Source organism: Pseudoalteromonas sp. C8, from assembly GCF_011378685.1.
In the GTDB taxonomy this organism is placed as follows: Bacteria; Pseudomonadota; Gammaproteobacteria; order Enterobacterales; family Alteromonadaceae; genus Pseudoalteromonas; species Pseudoalteromonas arctica.
Map to the genome: position 1 here is coordinate 154,092 of NZ_WTKT01000001.1, position 18,560 is coordinate 172,651.

19 protein-coding genes are annotated in these 18,560 nt (G+C 39.6%); 10 read left to right on the forward strand and 9 right to left on the reverse strand.

Annotated features, from left to right (window positions below):
- Window positions 1-8: 8 nt before the first annotated feature.
- Together GQR39_RS00670 and pdsO are read right to left on the reverse strand one after the other, a co-directional pair.
- Window positions 9-2,030, reverse strand: a complete 2,022-nt coding sequence (locus GQR39_RS00670; protein WP_165734567.1) for a marine proteobacterial sortase target protein — start codon at window positions 2,028-2,030, stop codon at window positions 9-11.
- Between the two features lie 45 nt (window positions 2,031-2,075).
- Entirely contained in the window at window positions 2,076-2,807 is a 732-nt protein-coding gene (pdsO, locus tag GQR39_RS00675; protein ID WP_165721074.1) for a sortase-associated OmpA-like protein PdsO, read from the reverse strand.
- Window positions 2,808-3,011: 204 nt separating this feature from the next.
- Between pdsO and pdsR the strand changes: the two genes are divergently transcribed.
- The 3 genes from pdsR (at window position 3,012) to GQR39_RS00690 (ending at window position 6,277) form a co-directional block, all read left to right on the forward strand.
- A complete protein-coding gene (gene pdsR / locus GQR39_RS00680) occupies window positions 3,012-3,701 on the forward strand; it encodes a proteobacterial dedicated sortase system response regulator (RefSeq protein ID WP_165721075.1) in 690 nt (229 codons plus the stop codon).
- Entirely contained in the window at window positions 3,701-5,839 is a 2,139-nt protein-coding gene (gene pdsS / locus GQR39_RS00685; RefSeq protein WP_165734568.1) for a proteobacterial dedicated sortase system histidine kinase, read from the forward strand. The genes pdsR and pdsS overlap by 1 nt, the downstream gene beginning before the upstream one ends.
- A 273-nt stretch (window positions 5,840-6,112) precedes the next feature.
- Window positions 6,113-6,277 (forward strand): hypothetical protein, encoded by a 165-nt coding sequence (locus tag GQR39_RS00690; protein WP_007581574.1) that lies wholly within the window; start codon window positions 6,113-6,115, stop codon window positions 6,275-6,277.
- 5 nt (window positions 6,278-6,282) lie between these two features.
- On the opposite strand, the gene GQR39_RS00695 is transcribed toward GQR39_RS00690, so the two are convergent.
- The gene (locus tag GQR39_RS00695; RefSeq protein WP_165734569.1) at window positions 6,283-7,533 is read right to left on the reverse strand and encodes a multifunctional CCA addition/repair protein; all 1,251 of its coding nucleotides are present in this window, start codon (window positions 7,531-7,533) and stop codon (window positions 6,283-6,285) included.
- Between the two features lie 132 nt (window positions 7,534-7,665).
- On the opposite strand from GQR39_RS00695, the gene GQR39_RS00700 reads away from it, so the two are divergent.
- On the forward strand, window positions 7,666-7,893 hold the full coding sequence (locus GQR39_RS00700) for a hypothetical protein (RefSeq protein ID WP_007581571.1): 228 nt from the start codon (window positions 7,666-7,668) through the stop codon (window positions 7,891-7,893).
- A 30-nt stretch (window positions 7,894-7,923) separates the two neighbouring features.
- On the opposite strand, the gene GQR39_RS00705 is transcribed toward GQR39_RS00700, so the two are convergent.
- Genes GQR39_RS00705 through GQR39_RS00720 form a run of 4 tightly spaced genes read right to left on the reverse strand, consistent with a single transcriptional unit; the run spans window position 7,924 to window position 11,789 of the window.
- Window positions 7,924-8,424, reverse strand: a complete 501-nt coding sequence (locus GQR39_RS00705) for a DUF1543 domain-containing protein (RefSeq protein ID WP_165734570.1) — start codon at window positions 8,422-8,424, stop codon at window positions 7,924-7,926.
- Window positions 8,425-8,432: 8 nt separating this feature from the next.
- Window positions 8,433-9,782: a sigma 54-interacting transcriptional regulator gene (locus GQR39_RS00710; RefSeq protein ID WP_165734571.1), complete on the reverse strand. Its 1,350-nt coding sequence runs from the start codon at window positions 9,780-9,782 to the stop codon at window positions 8,433-8,435.
- Between the two features lie 2 nt (window positions 9,783-9,784).
- Window positions 9,785-10,330, reverse strand: a complete 546-nt coding sequence (locus GQR39_RS00715; protein WP_165734572.1) for a hypothetical protein — start codon at window positions 10,328-10,330, stop codon at window positions 9,785-9,787.
- 1 nt (window position 10,331) lies between these two features.
- The gene (locus tag GQR39_RS00720; protein ID WP_101217525.1) at window positions 10,332-11,789 is read right to left on the reverse strand and encodes a HAMP domain-containing sensor histidine kinase; all 1,458 of its coding nucleotides are present in this window, start codon (window positions 11,787-11,789) and stop codon (window positions 10,332-10,334) included.
- Window positions 11,790-12,119: 330 nt separating this feature from the next.
- On the opposite strand from GQR39_RS00720, the gene GQR39_RS00725 reads away from it, so the two are divergent.
- The 4 genes from GQR39_RS00725 (at window position 12,120) to GQR39_RS00740 (ending at window position 13,275) form a co-directional block, all read left to right on the forward strand.
- Window positions 12,120-12,353 carry a cag pathogenicity island protein Cag25 gene (locus GQR39_RS00725; RefSeq protein ID WP_007581561.1) on the forward strand — a complete coding sequence of 78 codons (234 nt, stop codon included), beginning with the start codon at window positions 12,120-12,122 and terminating at the stop codon, window positions 12,351-12,353.
- 24 nt (window positions 12,354-12,377) lie between these two features.
- Window positions 12,378-12,605, forward strand: a complete 228-nt coding sequence (locus GQR39_RS00730) for a hypothetical protein (protein ID WP_007581559.1) — start codon at window positions 12,378-12,380, stop codon at window positions 12,603-12,605.
- 187 nt (window positions 12,606-12,792) lie between these two features.
- The gene (locus tag GQR39_RS00735; RefSeq protein ID WP_165734573.1) at window positions 12,793-13,029 is read left to right on the forward strand and encodes an EF-hand domain-containing protein; all 237 of its coding nucleotides are present in this window, start codon (window positions 12,793-12,795) and stop codon (window positions 13,027-13,029) included.
- Window positions 13,030-13,038: 9 nt separating this feature from the next.
- Window positions 13,039-13,275 (forward strand): calcium-binding protein, encoded by a 237-nt coding sequence (locus GQR39_RS00740; protein ID WP_007581557.1) that lies wholly within the window; start codon window positions 13,039-13,041, stop codon window positions 13,273-13,275.
- A gap of 57 nt (window positions 13,276-13,332) precedes the next feature.
- Here the strand turns inward: GQR39_RS00740 and GQR39_RS00745 are convergent, their stop codons facing one another.
- Window positions 13,333-13,785: an energy transducer TonB gene (locus GQR39_RS00745; RefSeq protein ID WP_165734574.1), complete on the reverse strand. Its 453-nt coding sequence runs from the start codon at window positions 13,783-13,785 to the stop codon at window positions 13,333-13,335.
- Window positions 13,786-13,957: 172 nt separating this feature from the next.
- Here GQR39_RS00745 and GQR39_RS00750 point away from each other — a divergent pair, with 172 nt between their 5' ends.
- A complete protein-coding gene (locus GQR39_RS00750) occupies window positions 13,958-15,640 on the forward strand; it encodes an amidohydrolase (protein WP_165734575.1) in 1,683 nt (560 codons plus the stop codon).
- 55 nt (window positions 15,641-15,695) lie between these two features.
- Here GQR39_RS00750 and GQR39_RS00755 read toward each other — a convergent pair whose 3' ends face one another.
- On the reverse strand, window positions 15,696-16,535 hold the full coding sequence (locus GQR39_RS00755; RefSeq protein ID WP_024590070.1) for an HDOD domain-containing protein: 840 nt from the start codon (window positions 16,533-16,535) through the stop codon (window positions 15,696-15,698).
- A 296-nt stretch (window positions 16,536-16,831) separates the two neighbouring features.
- Here GQR39_RS00755 and GQR39_RS00760 point away from each other — a divergent pair, with 296 nt between their 5' ends.
- Window positions 16,832-18,532, forward strand: a complete 1,701-nt coding sequence (locus GQR39_RS00760; RefSeq protein ID WP_165734576.1) for a Zn-dependent hydrolase — start codon at window positions 16,832-16,834, stop codon at window positions 18,530-18,532.
- Window positions 18,533-18,560: the final 28 nt, after the last annotated feature.

Below are 18,560 nucleotides of genomic sequence, written 5' to 3' on the forward strand. Positions count from 1 at the left end.
CTTTTCATTTAGGGATTCGCTCTGTGTTTAAATTTAAGAGCGCCAAATCCCAATAATAAAATACAGCCTAATAATATGTGCAGCCTACTTTGCCCATCGGTTTGTGGTAAACGCATTGCCATACCTTGTGGTACTGCATTACTAGCTTGCGCCGTTTGCTCTGCCACTTCTTTTATTTGAGTTTGTTCAATTGCTATAAAAGCAGTAAACGGGCTAAGTAATTGATGAGTAAGCGCAAGCTCCTGTACTTCATCTTTAACTGTATTTTGCTCGTTGTATAAAAGTAATGACTTAATTTTTTGGCGCGCCCACAGTTTTGCTATACCTTGAGCGCTTGAGCTATTTTGTGTACTTAATTTAATACTTAAAGGCCCTTGTGCTGTTTGCCCAGCAAGTACCACACTTTTAGCATTATTAAGTTTTATAGCGACCATAATAGGCTCGCCAAAATATAAATCAGGTAGTGGTGATGGCCAAAAATCTAAGTTGTTACCGCTTTCATCGCTTAGCGCCAAATTAGTAATAGCCGGATGTGCAAGCTTATCAAACAACTGCTGCATTTTAGGTTGCACCTCACTTGTGCTGCCTATAAACGTAAATGAGCCCTTACCGACATCTGCCGCTCGGCGCATAAAAAAGCTGTTAGGTGCGCTGCCAATACCCACTGTAAATAAGCGGCTATCACCTAATTTACTTTGAATATTTTTAAACAATGCATCCTCATTACTAACGCTACCATCAGTTAAAAATACAACTTGGCGTACAAAACCATCAAACTCGCTGCCATCAAGTACGGCATTAAGGGCACCTTGTATTTCTGTGCCGCCGTCGGCTTCTAGGCTATAAATAAATCGCTCTGCACGGCGTAAATTAAAGTCGCTGGCTATAAGTGGTTTATCGCTCATTGGAGTCACTATGTTATCAAAACCAATAATGTTAAAACTGTCGTCGCTATCGAGTAATGACAGCGCATAAAACAAGGCTTTTTTAGCTTGCTCCATAGATTGCCCGTGCATAGAGCCTGACGTATCAACTACAAATACCATTTCGCGAGGTAAGCGCTGAGTTTGTGTAAAGTGATCCCCGGGTGGCATTAGCATAGCAAGCCCGTATCGGTCACCATTTTCAAACTGCTGAGTAAAAAATGCGGCTTGAGCTTGCTCTTTTTGCAGCTGTTTAAACTCAAGTACAAAGTCGCGATTAACTGCATTTTCCTCATTTAACGCTATTTTATATTGTCCAAACGCGGTGTTTTGTACATCAACATTATGAAATTTAGAACTGATATCCACCAGCTCTAAGCCTACGTCTATATCAATGTTTAAGCTAAATTGGCTGCTTGGTACGTTATCAGTTTGAGTACTATTTTGAGTGATGTTTTGAATGCTGTAAACAGGGCTTAACCATCCCGTTGGGAGCGGATTAACATGCGCTTGATTTTGAGTATTAACCTCAACCTCACCACTAATCGCGTGATAACGCGGTGTAATAGTCGTAGGAAATCTAATAGCAAATGTGCCGCTGCTATAGTCAATTATTTCTTGATACTCAAGCTCAATAATCACTTGCTCACCAGGACCAATATTTGCCACATTCGTAATAAACATATTGGCGCGTTGCTGGCGTACCAGGGCCGCTTGCTTACCTGCTTTTTTAGCCTCCTCGTATTTTTTTTCGGCCTCTACCTTTTTATCAATTTGGCCTTTAATGACTCGCTCACCTATACGCATCGTCATGGCGTGCACGGCGCTTTCATCTGGCAATGGAAAAACGTAGCGCGCGTTAACTGCAAACGGGTTTTCGTTTTGATAGGTTTGCGTAACTACAACATGATTAATTAGGCCAGTTAAGGTCATATTGGCGTCGCTTTTTAATATTATTGCTGGGCCTGCTGGCGCACCATTGCTATCAAAAAGCTCTAACTTGGGTGATTGCGCATGGCTTTTAAAGCTAGCTAACAGCACAATCGCTATGAATATAAAAATGCTTACTTTAGTAAGCATTTTGGTTGGTTTACTCAATTTAAACATAAATCACTCCATCGAACGCTTAGCTTTACTTAGATTCAGTTAGTTTTAGTTACTCGCCGTTTGGCCATTTACACTATTCATTGAGCGAGTGGTAAGCGTTACGCGTCTATCAAAAAAGTTATCTTCCACCGTGTTGCTGTTAGCCAATGTTTGCTGCTCGCCAAATGCCTGCGTGCTTAAGCGTTTATGGCTCACACCGTGTTTTATTAAATAGCTTTGCACGGCATTTACACGCGCTTTAGAAAGTAAAAGGTTAGCTTGCTCATCGCCGCGTTGATCGGCAAAGCCACTTAAATCAAGTGCGAATTGTGATTGGTTGTTTAACAAGGTAACGAGTTGATCTAACTGCAGCGCAAAATGCGGGGCAATAACACTTGAACCTGTTTTAAATTGCACCGTCATCGCCAATAAGTTATTAATTTGAACTTGAGTTAACTGCTCATTTTGATTGGCAAGCACTTCTAGCTGTTGCTCTAACATATTATTGTGGTTAAGCACGTGTTGGTAATCGCTGGTTTTTTCTTTCATAACCGTAATTGCACGCTCTTGCTCTGCAATTTTGTTATCTGCTACTTTTGAATCACCTATTAAACCACCGGCAAATGCCCCAATAAACGCACCTATTGGCCCGCCTACTACGCCGCCAATAATAGCGCCTGCACCTAGCCCAATAGCCGTTTCTTTATGGGCTTCTTTTGATGGCGTGTTAGATGTTGAGGCAATTGCTGGAGTACAAAAACTAGCAACGAGTGTTAATGCAATTAATGTCTTCTTCATGATTTGATCCTTAAACTTACTTTTTAATTTGTGATGTTTTGTTTTGATGGCTGTATTAAAACAAGCTCAAGTGGCAATAAAGGGGATCAAAAATGGCAAACTGCTGAGCAATTGTGGCAAAAAAATGGCAATTGCCTTTTTAAGCGTACTTAGCTAAAAAACTTCGTTATAGTGCACAACAGAGGCAATAGGATAATGATTAAAATGAAAAAAATAGCCATCGTTGAAGATGAACCCTCAATCCGCGAAAACTACATAGAAATGCTGAGCGCACAGGGCTACCAAGTTAGTGGCTTTGCCGATCGCGCTTGCGCTGAAGCTGCATTTAAAAATGCTCTGCCCGATTTAGCCATTGTTGATATTGGTCTAGGTCATGAAATAGATGGTGGTTTTTTACTGTGCCAAACATTGCGAATGCTTTCTAAAACACTGCCTATTATTTTTTTAACCGCCCGCGATAGCGAAATAGATACCGTATGCGGCCTGCGCATGGGCGCCGACGACTACCTAACAAAAGACATAAGCTTGGCTCACTTGGCTGCGCGTATTGGTGCGCTATTTCGCCGAATGGAAGCTCTTGAACAACCTGCTGATGCAAATGCACTCATAACACGCGGGCAGTTAACGCTCGACACACAACGTATGCAGGTATTTTGGCAGCAACAATTAGTTGATTTAACCGTAACCGAATTTTGGATGCTGCATTCACTCGCCCAGCGACCAGGCCATGTTAAAAGCCGTAACGAATTAATGAGCGATGCAAAAATTTATGTAGACGACAGCACCATTACTTCACACGTAAAACGTATTCGTAAAAAGTTTATAGCACTCGACAGCGCCTTTGATTGCATAGATACCGTGTATGGCATGGGCTATCGGTGGGAACAACACTAATGCTACGATTTGGTCTGCGCAGTAAATTTATATTACTTTCATGTTTTTTGTTTTTGCTACCGTGGCTTGGCTACGAGTACGTATGGGAAATGGAAAAGTTTTTACGCCAAGGCCAAGAAAAAACTCTCGTAGGCACCACTCGAGCACTTGCTACCGCATTGCATGAGCGCCCCGCATTATTTGACGAGCAAACCAACTTTTTAGACCAAGTAGTAAAAGGCCGCGATTTATACGCTTATAATCTTAAAAACCCTATTCAGCTTGACGGAAAGCTTAACGATTGGGACAGCTACCAGCCGTTATTTTGGCATTACGACAAACGCTACTTACAAAAAACAGATAACAAACATAAAGCCAGTGACTTATCGTTTGATCATATGGTGGGAAAATTTGATAACTACTTATACGCCGTATTTAAAGTCACCGACAATACCCTTATTTATCGCGCTAAAAATAGCTTAAGCATTACCAATAACGATTATTTACAAATTGGCCTAAAAACGCCAGACGGTCAGTTTAATACTTACATTATTGCGCCGCGCCAAGATGGTTGGGTTAATGCGTTTGATGCAAATACCAAAGCCCCTTTTACAAAAATTCAGGGCTATTTTGAAAGTACCAAATCAGGATATAACGTAGAGCTGCGCTTTCCTATTAACATGCTGGGCAACAAACTTGGCTTTGCCATTGTTGATGTAGATAATAAAGAGGCATTGTTAGAGCCTAAAATAATGTCCACTTCAAACTTAAATAACCCAAACGATTTAGGCTCGGTATTAGTCCCTTCTCCAGAAATTAGCCGTATTTTAAAAGGCATGGGCCACAGTGGTAGCCGCATTTGGGTGGTTGATAACCATCATCGTGTACTTGCACAATCGGGTACTATTCAAAATGCAGATGGCGTTTGGGCTGATGGACTTGCTAACCAAGCTCCCGAGACGTGGTGGCAGCGCTTTGAGCAAAATTACTTGCACCCAATTTACTATAAAATATTAACGCGCCCCGAAAATGAGTTTTTAGATACCCTGCACGATGTAGCCTCTATGCAGGGCACACATTTAGCGAAAGCATTAAAAGGACAACCAGCATCGTCTTGGCGATTAACACCCGACAGTAAAGCCGTTATTTTATCGGCCGCTTACCCTATTTGGATCCAAGACCAAGTAATTGGCGCGGTAATAGCAGAGGAAACCACAAACGGCGTACGTACGCTGCGTAACAAATCGCTCGAAAAACTCTTTAACGTTATTTTAGCTGTGATGCTAATTGGTACTGTCACCTTGTTCTTTTTTGCCTCACGTATATCGAACCGAATTAGGCGACTGCGCGATACAGCTGAACAAGCAATTGATGCACAAGGGCGTGTTACCGGCAGTATTAATTACAGTGACGCTAACGATGAAATTGGCGACCTATCGCGCAGTTTTTCTAACATTGTGAGCCGACTTGGTGGCTATACCGATTACTTAGAAAATATGTCGTCGCGGTTATCGCATGAACTACGCACGCCTGTTGCGGTAGTACGCTCATCACTTGAAAACTTACAAAGTTTGCCACAAAATGAGCTAAGTCAAAAATACCTCGATCGCGCCAGCGAAGGCGTTGAACGCTTAGGTAAAATTATAACCACCATGAGCGAAGCTACCCGCCTTGAGCAAAGTATTCAAAGCAATGAACCCGAGCCATTTGATTTACAAAAAGTAATAAATGGCTGTATGCAGGGCTACCAACTTACTTATCCAAACCAGTTATTTACGCTTGATTTATACCAAGAAAAATTGCCTATGCAAGGCGCACCAGAATTTATAGCCCAGCTACTTGATAAACTGATTAACAACGCGCTGGAGTTTAGTGAGGCCAATACGGCTATTAATGTAGGCCTTAAGCAGAGCGAAAATAAAGCAATATTAACAGTGAGTAACACAGGCCCCGCGTTACCCGAAGGATTAACTGAGCATATTTTTGACTCTATGGTGTCGGTACGTAGCCAGCAAATGCAGCAACAGCCACATTTGGGGTTAGGGCTTTATATTGTAAGGTTGGTGTGCGATTACCATAAAGGCAGTGTAACAGCGCAAAATAACGAACAAGGCGATGGCGTAGTGTTTACAGTAACGCTGCCGTTAGTTAATAGTTAAGCTAAGGTCGTATCTACAACCATGCTATTTATAACGACAACGCTGTAGTGAAATGGTGATTACATAATAAATCAAATAAAGCTGTATCTTCTTTGTTAAATTAAGCCATTAAAATTAACTTTAACTACATACGTATTAACACTTGAATTCTACTCACCCCGTAAAACCTGCCGATTACAATTTAGTACAACTTCAAATGTAACTATTCACTTTTAATTCAGTCGAATGACCATACCCTACATCATATTAAAGTATTAAATTGAAGGAATACTCATGAAACCATCACTAGAGCGTGAAGAACTAGACTTTATTTTTGACTTATACAGGCCCTCTAAAAAACCTGAGTCTGAAAATGTAAAACCAAAAAGTACAAACTACAAAGAGCTAAGAAAGCACGACGCGACTAAAAACCAAGGCGTATCGCACTACTTAGTCTAATTTTATTACGCTTGGGACTTCTCATGTTCTAAAAATGCTTTAATGCAGTTTATTTCTGCAAGTTTTACTTCTTCGCCTATTTCAGGGCCTTTTTTGCCATTTTTAAGTGCATTTTGCACTACCAGTTTCTTATCCATTTTTTGCAGTTCAGTATGAATTGCTCGCAGCTTAGCTGCTTGCGGGTATGGCTTATCAACAAGTGTTTCACCACGCCCTTGTGCATCGCATTGGCATGCTTGGGTAAACGCTATAAAACGTTCTGGGTGTACCAACGCATTTAAGTTAGTCACTATTAGCTTGTGAATGGTTTGCGGCCTTAACTGATCAATCGTGTGGCAAAGGGTGTGATTATCACTGGTGAGTACGCCAACATCGCGAAAACGGTTAGGCACTTTTAAGCGCTCACAAAACGCCTCAATAACTGCAACACCTTCGCGTTCGTGCCCACGTAGGTTTTCATATTTTTTAAAACTAAGCGCTTTTCCAAAATCATGGGTTAGTGCAGCAAAACGTGTTTCTAAATTAAAATTTAAATCGGCTGCACGCCTAAGTACCAGCATAGTATGTACAAATACATCACCTTCAGGATGATGGTTTGCCGGTTGCGGTACGTTAACCATGCGCTCAAGTTCTGGAAAAATACCTAAGCCTTGCAGTGCTTCAAAATAAAGCTCAGGGTGCTTTTCACCCAGTGCTTTTTCAGTTTCAAGCCACACGCGCTCAGGTACTAAATGATTTAGCTCACCTTTATTTTTAAGCTCGCGCATTAATGCATACGTACTTGGGTGAATACGCCAATCACTGCCATAGCGCGCTAAAAAACGGGCAATACGCAGTACTCGAACAGGGTCTTCTACAAATGCCTCAGTGGTGTGGCGCAGTGTTTTATTTTGTAAGTCAGCTTGGCCATTAAACGGGTCAATAATATTACCGTGTTCATCAAGCGCCATTGAATTTATGGTTAAATCGCGTCTTGCTAAATCTTCTTCGAGCGTTACCGTTGGGCTGGCATCAACCACAAAGCCTGTATAGCCTTTGCCGCTTTTACGCTCTGTGCGCCCTAGCGCATATTCTTCTTTTGTTTTTGGGTGTAAGTAAACCGGAAAGTCGCTACCTATTGGCACAAAACCAAGCGATTCCATCGTTTTTGGTGTTTCACCAATCACTACATAATCGTTATCTTTAGATTTTATATTTAGCAGTTTGTCGCGCACTGCACCACCAACGAGGTAAACTTTTTTTAAGTTACTTTTCACTTTATTCCCATAAACATTAATAAAATTGTTTGATACTAATCATAACATTAATTAAAAAATTCTGCGGTGTTTGCCAAGCTTAAGTAAGCTCATTACAATGGCGCATTATTTTCAGCTATAGCCTCACAATTAATGAAAAACCATTCATCAAAAAAAGAACTTATGTTACTACCCATTTTATTAGTGGTTATTTTAATGTGTGTGGCGGGTCACTTTTTACTACAAGCAAATTTTCAAGACAGTAATGTGGTTGAATACATGTTAGCAGCACTGCCGTTTGCTATGTTTGGATTGGTTATTGTGGCGTTTAAAATGGCGGCTAAAAGCGAAAAGGATGAACAAAACGAGCAGGACTCTTAATCCTGCTTAGTTTTAGCTACTTATTATAATTTAAAGTATGTGATAGCCAAACCAGTCTGGCTTTATAGGCTGCGATATACCGCTGGGCGTGAGCTTAATGTTTAGCTGGCTGTCGAGTAAATCAATCGCAAAACAATCGTCTACGTCATGTAAATCATCTTTATGGATATGGCTAAGCCCTGCTAGCAAATCGCTTTTAGCTCGCTCTTTAGCTTCATGGCTACTGCTTGCAACATACAGTGCAAAGTCGTGTTGCTCAGCCATAGAATCACTTCTGTAAGCGCCTAAATTTACAAAATAGAGTTGTTTATTTTGTTCAACGTACGTATCAACAATCTCTACTTTAAAGCCATCAATATGATTAATTGCCATGTAGCTATCCATGTGAACACTACTTCTGTCGCCTACCCACTGGCTTTTTAACTTTGTATAAGTTTGCTCGATGTTTTGCCCTACAACAAAACGAATATCATGCATTTCAATGTGGCAACCTTGAACCCGGCCACCTAAATACACCATAAATAACTGCATGCTTTTCCTTAACCTAAATTATCAACATCAATATTATGCTTTTTAATCAACTTATAAAAATCTGAGCGATTGCGCTTTGCAAGCTTAGCGCCTTCGGCTACGTTACCACCTGCCATTTTTAAAGTGTTAATTACATAGTCGCGCTCAAACTCTTTTTTAGCGTCGTTTAGTGATAATGGTTCTACGTTTGTTTCATTACTATTTAGCGCAGCTAACACTAAGTGCTCTGAAATAACATCGCTTGGCGTTAATGCTACAACCTGCTCTACTACGTTTTGTAGTTGGCGGATATTACCTGGCCAGTCGTAACGCACAAGCGCATGCATAGCATCGCTTGCAAAGTATTTTTCAGTTTGCTTCATGCGCTTAGCAATGCTTGCACTAAAGTGCTGTGCTAATAAGCTTATATCTTCGCGGCGCTCACACAATGGCGGTAATTTTAAATTAACTACGTTTAAGCGATAGTATAAATCTTCTCTAAATTGCTGGTTTAAAATAGCTTCAGGAAGATTTTTATGTGTTGCCGATACAATACGTACATCAATCGCTATTTCTTCTTGAAAGCCTACGGGGCGAATTGTTTTTTCTTGTAATACGCGCAGTAACTTAACCTGCAAGTTAAGTGGCATATCGCCTATCTCGTCTAAAAATAGCGTGCCGCCCTCAGCTTGCTGAAACAAACCTTGATGATCTTTAATTGCGCCCGTAAACGAGCCTTTTTTATGACCAAATAATTCAGACTCTAAAAGCTCACCCGGTACAGCGCCGCAGTTAATTGCAACGAAAGGACCACCGCTTACATGACTATGCTGATGAATCGCCTGTGCGAGTAACTCTTTACCAGTACCACTAGCCCCCGAAATCAATACATTAACCTGCGTTGGCCCAAGTAGTTTTACTTGCTCTAACAAGTGCAGCATTGCACCACTGCGCGTAACTATATTACTTTTAGGTGCTGCTTCATCTGCATTAACACCATGTATTTCTATCGCTTTAGCAAGGCTGTCAAATAGCTCATCTTTATCTACAGGTTTAGTTATAAATGCAAAAATGCCCTGCTTAGTTGCCTCTACGGCATCAGGAATTGAGCCATGCGCTGTCATCATAATGACAGGTAATGCAGGATAGCGGCTTTGTAGCTGACGATGCAGTGCCATGCCATCCATTTCATCCATACGTAGGTCGGTTATTACGGCGTCAAACACTTGGCTTTTAAGTATTTGTAGTGCGGTTAAGCCGCTTTCACAGGTCGTTACTTCGTATCCTTTTGATTCGATACGAATAGCGAGCAGTTTTAATAAGCTAGCGTCGTCGTCAACGAGTAATACTTTTGCACCTTGCACTTTAGTTGCTGCCATAGTTACTGCTCCTTAGTTTCTTCTCGTAGTAAAAGCTGCTGCTCAATTGTTGCTAACGATGAGAGGGTTTCTTGCATTTTATTATTAAGTGCTTGCTGCTCTTTTTTAGCATTTATTTGCATAGTCACTTGCTGCTTTTGAAGCCATAAATATTGCTTTATATCATCTGGCCAAAAGTAAGCAAGATCGAGTTTTAGCAACTTAGTCATTACCGTATTTGGATCATCATTTATGTTTAAGCACATAAATTTAAAAAAACGTTTAAGATCGTTTTCACCTGTAAAAATATCTTTTTTTGGCACCAATTTAAATCCGCCACACTGATTAGCGTGCCATGCAATAACTTGCTCTGCAGGCGGATAGCTTGGTTCAATTTTTGGTCTGGGTTTTGGACTAGGTTTACTGTTTTTGTCGTTTGCTATTTTGGTATCGACCACAGGTGCAGGTGTAATTGACACACGCTCTTCTTGCCCATTAGTAATTTCACAACCTGATATAACCATGCTGCTACTGAGCACACATAAAATAGCGATTAAACGCAAGCGCATGTTAATTAACTCCTAGATTTTTTGTTATGGGAATTTTAATTGAAAACCGGCAACCATGCGGCTCGTTATGCTCAACAGTAAGTGTACCTCTTAGCTGTTCAACAGATTCTTTCACAATAGTTAAGCCAAGCCCACTGCCTTGCAGCGTAACATTTTTACTGTGTTTACCTTGATAAAATGCGCTGAAAATTTGAGTTTTTTCTTGCTCTTTAATACCGCACCCTTTATCAAGCACACCAATGCAAAGTTGGTTTTGCTCAAGTGCTAAATTAATAGTAACGCTTTGCTTATCTTGTGAAAATTTTAAGCCATTTGAAATAAGCTGAATTAAAATCATCTCAATAAGCTCACTAGGTAAAGCAAGCTGTTTATTAGGTAAGTTATTTTGCCATTGCAGAGCTTGCTGACGCGCACTTAAGCGATGTTCAAAATGGCTATTAATTTTATTAATAAGATAGCTAAACTCAACTTCGCTTAGGCTGTCTTTACTGGTGCGAATCGCATTATAACTCAGCAGGCTGTCAATCATTGTACGAAGGCGCACCATAGATTGGCTAATAAGCTCAAGCACTGCTTTTTGCTCAGCAGTAATTGGGCCTACTATTTCATCAGTTAATAAATCAGTGCCTTCGACCATTGAAGCAAGCGGCGTTTTTAGCTCATGGGTAACATGGCGTAAAAAGGTATCTTTTTGCTGCTCAAGCATGTGAAGTTGCTCTTGCACCCATTGGAGTTTTTCTCCTAGCTCAACTAGCTCAGCGGAGCCTTTCACAGATATTTTTTGCTGCCAATGCCCCTGCCCTAGCTTATCAATAACCGTAGTTAACCCTTTTAGTCGCCCACTTATACGCCATAAAAAACCACCACCAACAATTAAAGTAAGCGGAATGAGTGCCACCAGCCAGTTTATAAATGAAGTTTGTAGGCTTGTAAGCTCATTTTGGTTATTGGTAATTTGCGCTTCATTTTTATCACGTAACCATAAAGTAAGCTCAGCAACTAAATCGCTCACTGGCACAAATAGCTCCGCTTGCTGTTGTTTTTGCTCAACAAGCTCTACATGCGCTGTTTGTAAGGTGACATATAAGCGTTGCCATTGGTGGGTGTAATCTTTATCCGTGTTTACAAATTTAAGTTCATCAATACTTTGCAGGGATGATTGCCATTTATCGACAATGAGCTTATCTAACGATTCGCTTTTTAATACCCAGTTTTGCCTAGTGGCGCGCTCAAGGCTGTTGAGTTCTTGTTTTAGAGTATTAAACGATTTGGTAACTTGGTAGTTGTTACTCACGATACTTTGAGTCACTGCTAATTGCTTGTTAAGCGCATTTAAAAATACAATCACCACTATAGAAAGCGGGAGTAACGAAAGCAGCATACTCATTGCAAATTGCCCAATTAAATTAGGCCGCCAGTTAAGCATTGCATGGTATTTTTTAGCTATGGTTGCTGGCATTTCGTTTAGTCCTTTTAAGTTAAGCGCTCTATTATTAAGTGCTTACCTTATACACTAGCTGAACCAGCAATTATATTTAATACGATTAACAGCCAGCGCTACAAAAACAATGTGTCGCCAAATAGAGACAACGTAAACCATTGATTTTTAAAACCTACCTTTAATCTCACTATATAGTGTTGCAAAAGGCATACAAAAATTACATTAAACCCCGTAAAAACTTCCCACCCCTTTCAAGTTAAAAATATAAACAGCTGAAAATTAACAACAATTATTTTTGGCATCATTTTTGTAGTAGGAGTAATAACTTTAATCAATAAGGAAATAATTATGAACAAACGCATTTTAGTAATTTCATCATTACTAGCTTTAGGCTTTTTAGGCGCTAACGCACACGCAATGGACGTTCACGCGACTTTTAACGAGCTTGATAAAGACAGTAACGGCACATTAAGTGAAGCCGAAGCAGGTGAAGATGCCGTTCTACACGAAAATTTTTTACAAATTGATACTAATCAAGATGGGCAATTGTCGCTAGATGAATTCAAAAAATTTATTCAATAAACTCATTTAATAAGGAACGTGATTATGAAACAACTTATAGCCGCTTTTTCATTAATGTTTTTAGCAATTAGTGCCACCGTAATTGCATCGCCAACAAACGTGCGCTTTGCCCATTTAGATAAGGATATGGACGGGCAAATATCAATTGTAGAAGCTAAGGAAGACAAGGAAGTAATGAGACAATTTGCCGACTTAGATGAAGACGGTGATGAAAAAGTCTCAAAAAAAGAATTTGAAAGCTTTAAGCCTTAATGAGTAATTACTGATTAAGCTTTACTTAAGCTTGTTACAAGTAAACTGAATTTAAAAGCATTTGCCATAATCCCTGAGGGAGTGTGTAAAAGGATTTAATGTTGGGAGTTAAATTACGGCAAGTGCTTTTTTCCTTTTTACTTTATTTTAGCCACGAACTTTTAATACATCTTTTGGAAGGAAGACCATGAAGATACTTTCCCTTGTTATAAGCATTTTAATGCTATTAAGTTTTGATGCCGCGGCACTTGATGTAAAGCAGCGCTTTGATCACCTAAATAGTGACAAAAGTGGCTATTTAACACACAACGAACTTGATCCCCAACCACAACTTTTAAACACCTTTGTAAAATGGGACAAAAACCAAGATAACCAAATTTCGCTAGTCGAATTTAAAAGTTATCTAACTAACAACCTTTACTAAGTGGTTTGTATGAAAAGTATTAGCTATATAACGCTGCTGGCGTTTAGTATTTTTAGCGCATTTAGTTTTGCTGCAAGTAACGACATTGCAAAGCAATTTAAAAAGCTAGACAGGAATAAAGACGGTTTTTTATCACGTTCAGAAACCGCTATAGACCCGGCTTTGTGGTCACGGTTTTCAAGCTACGACAGTGACAAAGACGGTAAATTAGCATTAAATGAATATGGCTTATATGCAAGTAAGTAGTTTTATAGCTAGGTAAAAAAACACCTAGCTTATTATATTTATATCTATTAATTACGTTCAGGCTTTATTTTTAGAGCAATGCGCCAAATACTCTGCATCAGTAGGTTTTGGGCTTACCATAAAATCCATTTTGAGATAAGTTAGAATAGGTTGCTTACTCGTATTTTCAGTTGTCGCTTTCCAGCGCCATAAACCCACAGCAGCTGCCGCATTATTATCAAACACACCCTCAGGGTAAGACGAGATAACCTTATACCCTTGAGCTTCACCTTGTGAATTAATTAACATAGCAAGCTCAACACAACCTGAAATACTTCTTTTTGCAGCTTCTATCGGATATCGCGGCTCTACTCTTTTAACAACATCCCAGTATTCACCTGCCTTACTTCGCAGTTCAGGACTCGATAAATCAATAAAACTCAGCATTTCATCGCTTACTTGTTTATCAGACGTTGAACTACAGGCTGTTAGCATCATACTCAAGGGGAGTAATAAATAGAGGGCTTTCATAGCGTTTCCTTATGCTTTATTGATTGTTTTGCATACTAAATAATCACATTAATTACCTATTTTGTAAACAGTCAATATAGAGAAAAACATTAAAATGAGGTCTATCAATTCATTGGTATTATAAAATCAAGTTTGTTAATGTAAGTAAATTAACAATAAAAATTAAGTAACTATGCCACTCAAAAAAATAATCAAACCACTCATACTAGCCAGCCTTTGCGCTAGTTCTAGCTACACTCTCGCACAAACAAAAGTAATTTATAACGCCAATGGTTATACCCCTTTATACAAAGGTGAAGTACAGCAGTTTTCTACCCTCGTTATTAAAAATGGCAAGGTAGTTAAGCTCGGTAGCGAAACACTTAAAGATAGCTACCCAGATGCCAAGCTAATTGACGCGCACGGTAATACCTTATTACCTGGCTTAATTGATGCTCATGGGCACGTTATTGGCCTTGGCGACAATTTATCGCAACTTGACGTACGCGGCGCAACATCGGTTGATGAAGTAACAAATAAACTAAAAGTATTTGCCGATAACAAACAAGGTTGGATTATAGGGCGTGGTTGGAACCAAGAGCTTTGGGCTGATACACGCTTTCCTACAGCTAAAGATTTAGACAAAGTAGTGAGCGATCGACCTGTGGTTCTTTCGCGGGTTGATAGTCACGCCATTTGGGTTAATTCAAAAGCGCTCGAACTTGCTGGTATTAACGCCCAAACAAAAGCCCCTGAAGGCGGTGAAATAATTAAAGACGAATTTGGCAATCCTACAGGTATTTTTGTAGATAAAGCAGAATCGCTAATTACCCAGCATATGCCAGCCCCTTCAAAGCAAGATATAAGTGACTCACTAGATGCAGCAGGTAAGCATTTATTAAGTTTAGGCATTACCTCTACTCACGATGCAGGTATTGATAAAGCCACATGGGAGGTTTACAAAGAGCGCGGCGACCTTGGTAATTTACCGCTACGTATTGTGGCAATGTTAAGTGGTGCAAGCCCTGATTTAGGCGCAATGTTAAAGGCAGGCCGATACCACGACAAAAATGACTTTATGGAAATTCGCAGTGTTAAAGTTTACGCCGATGGCGCACTTGGCTCTCGCGGAGCTGCTCTGATTGAAGAATATGCAGACAGACCTGGTCACCATGGTTTAATGCTTGAAACACAAGAAAAACTCGAAGCGCTCTTTACACAAAGCTTTAAAAGCGGCTTTAGCGCAAATACCCACGCAATTGGCGATAAAGCAAATAAAGTAGTACTTGATGCTTATCAAAATGTGTTTAAAAAAACGGGCGGTATATTACTACGTAACCGAATAGAGCACGCACAAATTGTAACGCCTGAGGATATCCCTCGCTTTAAAGCGTTAAAAATAATCCCTTCAATGCAGCCAGTACATGCCACTTCTGATATGCATATGGCAGAGCAACGCTTAACTGAAAAACAATTAAGCGGTGCCTATGCTTGGCAAACATTTTTACAGCAAGGTTCGGTGGTTGCGGCAGGCTCTGATTACCCTGTAGAGCTTGCAAATCCATTTGATGGTTTGTATTCAGCCATTACACGCATGGATCATAACAAACTACCGGAAAACGGCTGGCGCGCAAGTGAAGTACTAAGCCGCGAAGATGCATTACGTGCATTTACTCTTGGTGGCGCCTATGCAGCTCATCAAGAATTTAAGGTGGGTAGTTTAGAAAAAGGTAAATGGGCCGACTTTATTTTAATTGATAAAGACTACTTTAAAGTGCCTGTTGACGAGATATACAAAACAAACGTGCTGCAAACATGGGTAGCAGGAATAAAACGGTACGAAAAAACTAAAACAGAAAATACCACCGAAAAATAAAACTAAAAAAGGGTTAACGCAAGTTAACCCTTTTTGTTTGTGTAATAAAACATGTTTAGCTAAACATGTTTTTCACATCTTTTAGCATATCGTTGTATTCATCACTTGTGAATAATTGCATAGACGGTATTACACCTTTATCTATATACGTTTGCAGCGCTGCTGACTTATCAGAAACCTGTAATGTTCCCTCTAAAATAGCGCCTACTCGAATAAAGTCTACGTAACTAACTTTATCAGGTTTGTAACTTGGATCTGCCCAGCTTAGAGCTACATCAACAAACTCTTTAGGAAATTCCCACGCTTGCATAATCGACGAGCCAATTTTCCCACTCAGCTTTTGAATTGCGTGCGCTAAAAAGCTTGGGTTGGCAAACACTTCAGGGTGGCGCTCAGCTTCTGTTAAGATTGGTAATACACCAATATTGTAAACAAGCGCAGCTAATGTAATTGAATCACGATTTAATGAAGTGTGTTTATTGTTTTTTAAGTAAAACTCCATGAGTGTTATTGAATGGCTAGCAACGGTTAATGTTTTTTGCCAAGCCTTGCCCATGTAGCCTTTAATCAGCTCATTGTTTGATACAAATAATTGCTCCATAGCCATAGCTGTTGCAATATTTTTAATTTGGCGCAACCCAATGCGAGTCACTGCTTGTTGTAAATTAGATACTTTTACAGAACGTCCCATAATCGCACTATTAGCTACTTTTATCATTCGAGCTGAAAGCGCTGGGTCTTGTGAGATTACATCTGACATTTGCATTAAATTCACATCAGGGTTATCTGCAGCTTGGCGAACCTTAATCGCTACTTCAGGTAGCGTTGGTAAAACCAACGTATCGTTATTTATTCTATCGACTAGAATCGTTAATAAAGCGTTTTCTGTAGACATAAAGCTGCCGTCCTTTTGTGTTCAGCCTGTAAAGTAACTGCAAACTCAGGCAGTTAATTTTCGCATTAGTAATATAATTAGTATTGTCTAACTTACCGATAAAGTTAAGAAAATTATAGAAGTTTATTTTTATTTATAATGCTTTATCGCTCATGCCTGCCTTACAACGCCAAATACTTGCTATTTACTATTTAGTTTTGCTTTAATGCACTCACAATAAGGAAGCGTTTGTACATATTTAGTCTTTTAACTAAAACAGTACAAATTATTAAACTTACTTTTTAACAGGCAATATAATGATCTTAAATAAAATTAGCCAAGCAATTATGCTCTCTGGTGTCGTTTTTCTTAGTGCATGTTCTGAACAAGCGCCGTCTTCTACCGACAACACAGCCACAGAGCTTGCTCAAAAAAGCAGTGCACAATTAGGCCCTGAGCTTATTAATGCAAATAATCAACGTTTAGATATTTACACCGACTTTAGCTTACAAAGTGATTTATCGCACTTAAGCGATAACCAACGAGCAATGGTTGCAAAGCTTATTGATGCTTCAAAAATAATGGACGAGTTATTTTGGAAACAATCTTTTGGTGAAAATAAAGATGCTTTTTTAGCAAAACTAAACGACGACAAAGTACGTAAATTTGCCGATATTAACTACGGTCCATGGGATCGTTTAAATGGCGATGAAGCGTTTTTATCCAGCTATAAAGAAAAACCTCTTGGCGCACAGTTTTACCCTGCCGATATAACCAAAGAAGAGTTAAACAATGCAGATGTTGAAGACAAAACAGGCCTTTACTCTGTAATTAAGCGTGATGAGCAAGGTAAGCTTTACAGCGTGCCATATTCAAAAGAATACGCTAATGAGCTTGCAAAAGCCGCTGACCTTTTACGTCAAGCTAGCAAACTTGCTGACGATAAAGAGTTTGCTAACTATCTAAACTTGCGTGCTGATGCTCTACAAAAAGATGACTTCCAAGTATCTGACTTTGCTTGGATGGATATGAAAAACAACCCAGTAGATGTGGTTATTGGTCCAATTGAAACCTATGAAGATCAATTATTTGGTTACCGCGCAGCTTATGAATCTTACGTACTTATTAAAGATTTAAAATGGAGCGAACGCTTAGCTAAGTTTGCCGCATTTTTACCTGAGCTTCAAAAAGGCTTACCCGTTGATGCTAAGTACAAACAAGAAGTACCGGGCTCTGACGCCGACCTAAACGCTTATGATGTTGTTTATTACGCAGGTCACTCTAACGCTGGTAGTAAAACAATTGCAATTAACTTACCAAACGATGAGCAAGTACAGCTAGAAAAAGGAACTCGTCGCCTGCAACTTAAAAATGCGATGCGTGCTAAATTTGATAAAATTTTAGTACCAATTTCAAAGCAGTTAATTGTACCTGAGCAGCGTAAACATATTACTTTTGATGCATTTTTTGCCAATACGATGTTCCATGAAGTCGCTCACGGGCTAGGTATTAAAAATACAATCACAGGTAAAGGTACTGTTCGTCAATCATTACAAGAACACGCAAGTGCGCTTGAAGAAGGTAAAGCCGACATTTTAGGCCTGTACATGATTGAGCAATTACTTAAAAAGGGCGAAATTACAGAAGGAACTATTGAAGATTATTACACGACCTTCATGGCGGGTATATTCCGCTCAGTTCGTTTTGGAGCATCAAGTGCGCATGGTAAAGCAAATATGATTCGCTTTAACTTTTTTGCTCAAGAAGGCGCTTTTTCTAAAAATGAAGAAGGCCTGTACCGCGTTAATATGGAAAAAATGAGCATTGCAATGGCCAAGCTTTCTCGCTTAATTTTAACCTTACAAGGTGATGGCGATTACGAAAAAGTAGATCAACTAATTGCAACGCATGGCGATATAAAAGAAGAACTTGCTGAAGACTTAGAAAAACTAAGTAAAGCAAATATCCCTGTAGATGTAACGTTTAAGCAAGGTAAAGAAGTACTAGAGCTTAAGTAGTTTTAGTTAAACTTAGCTAAACCCTAAA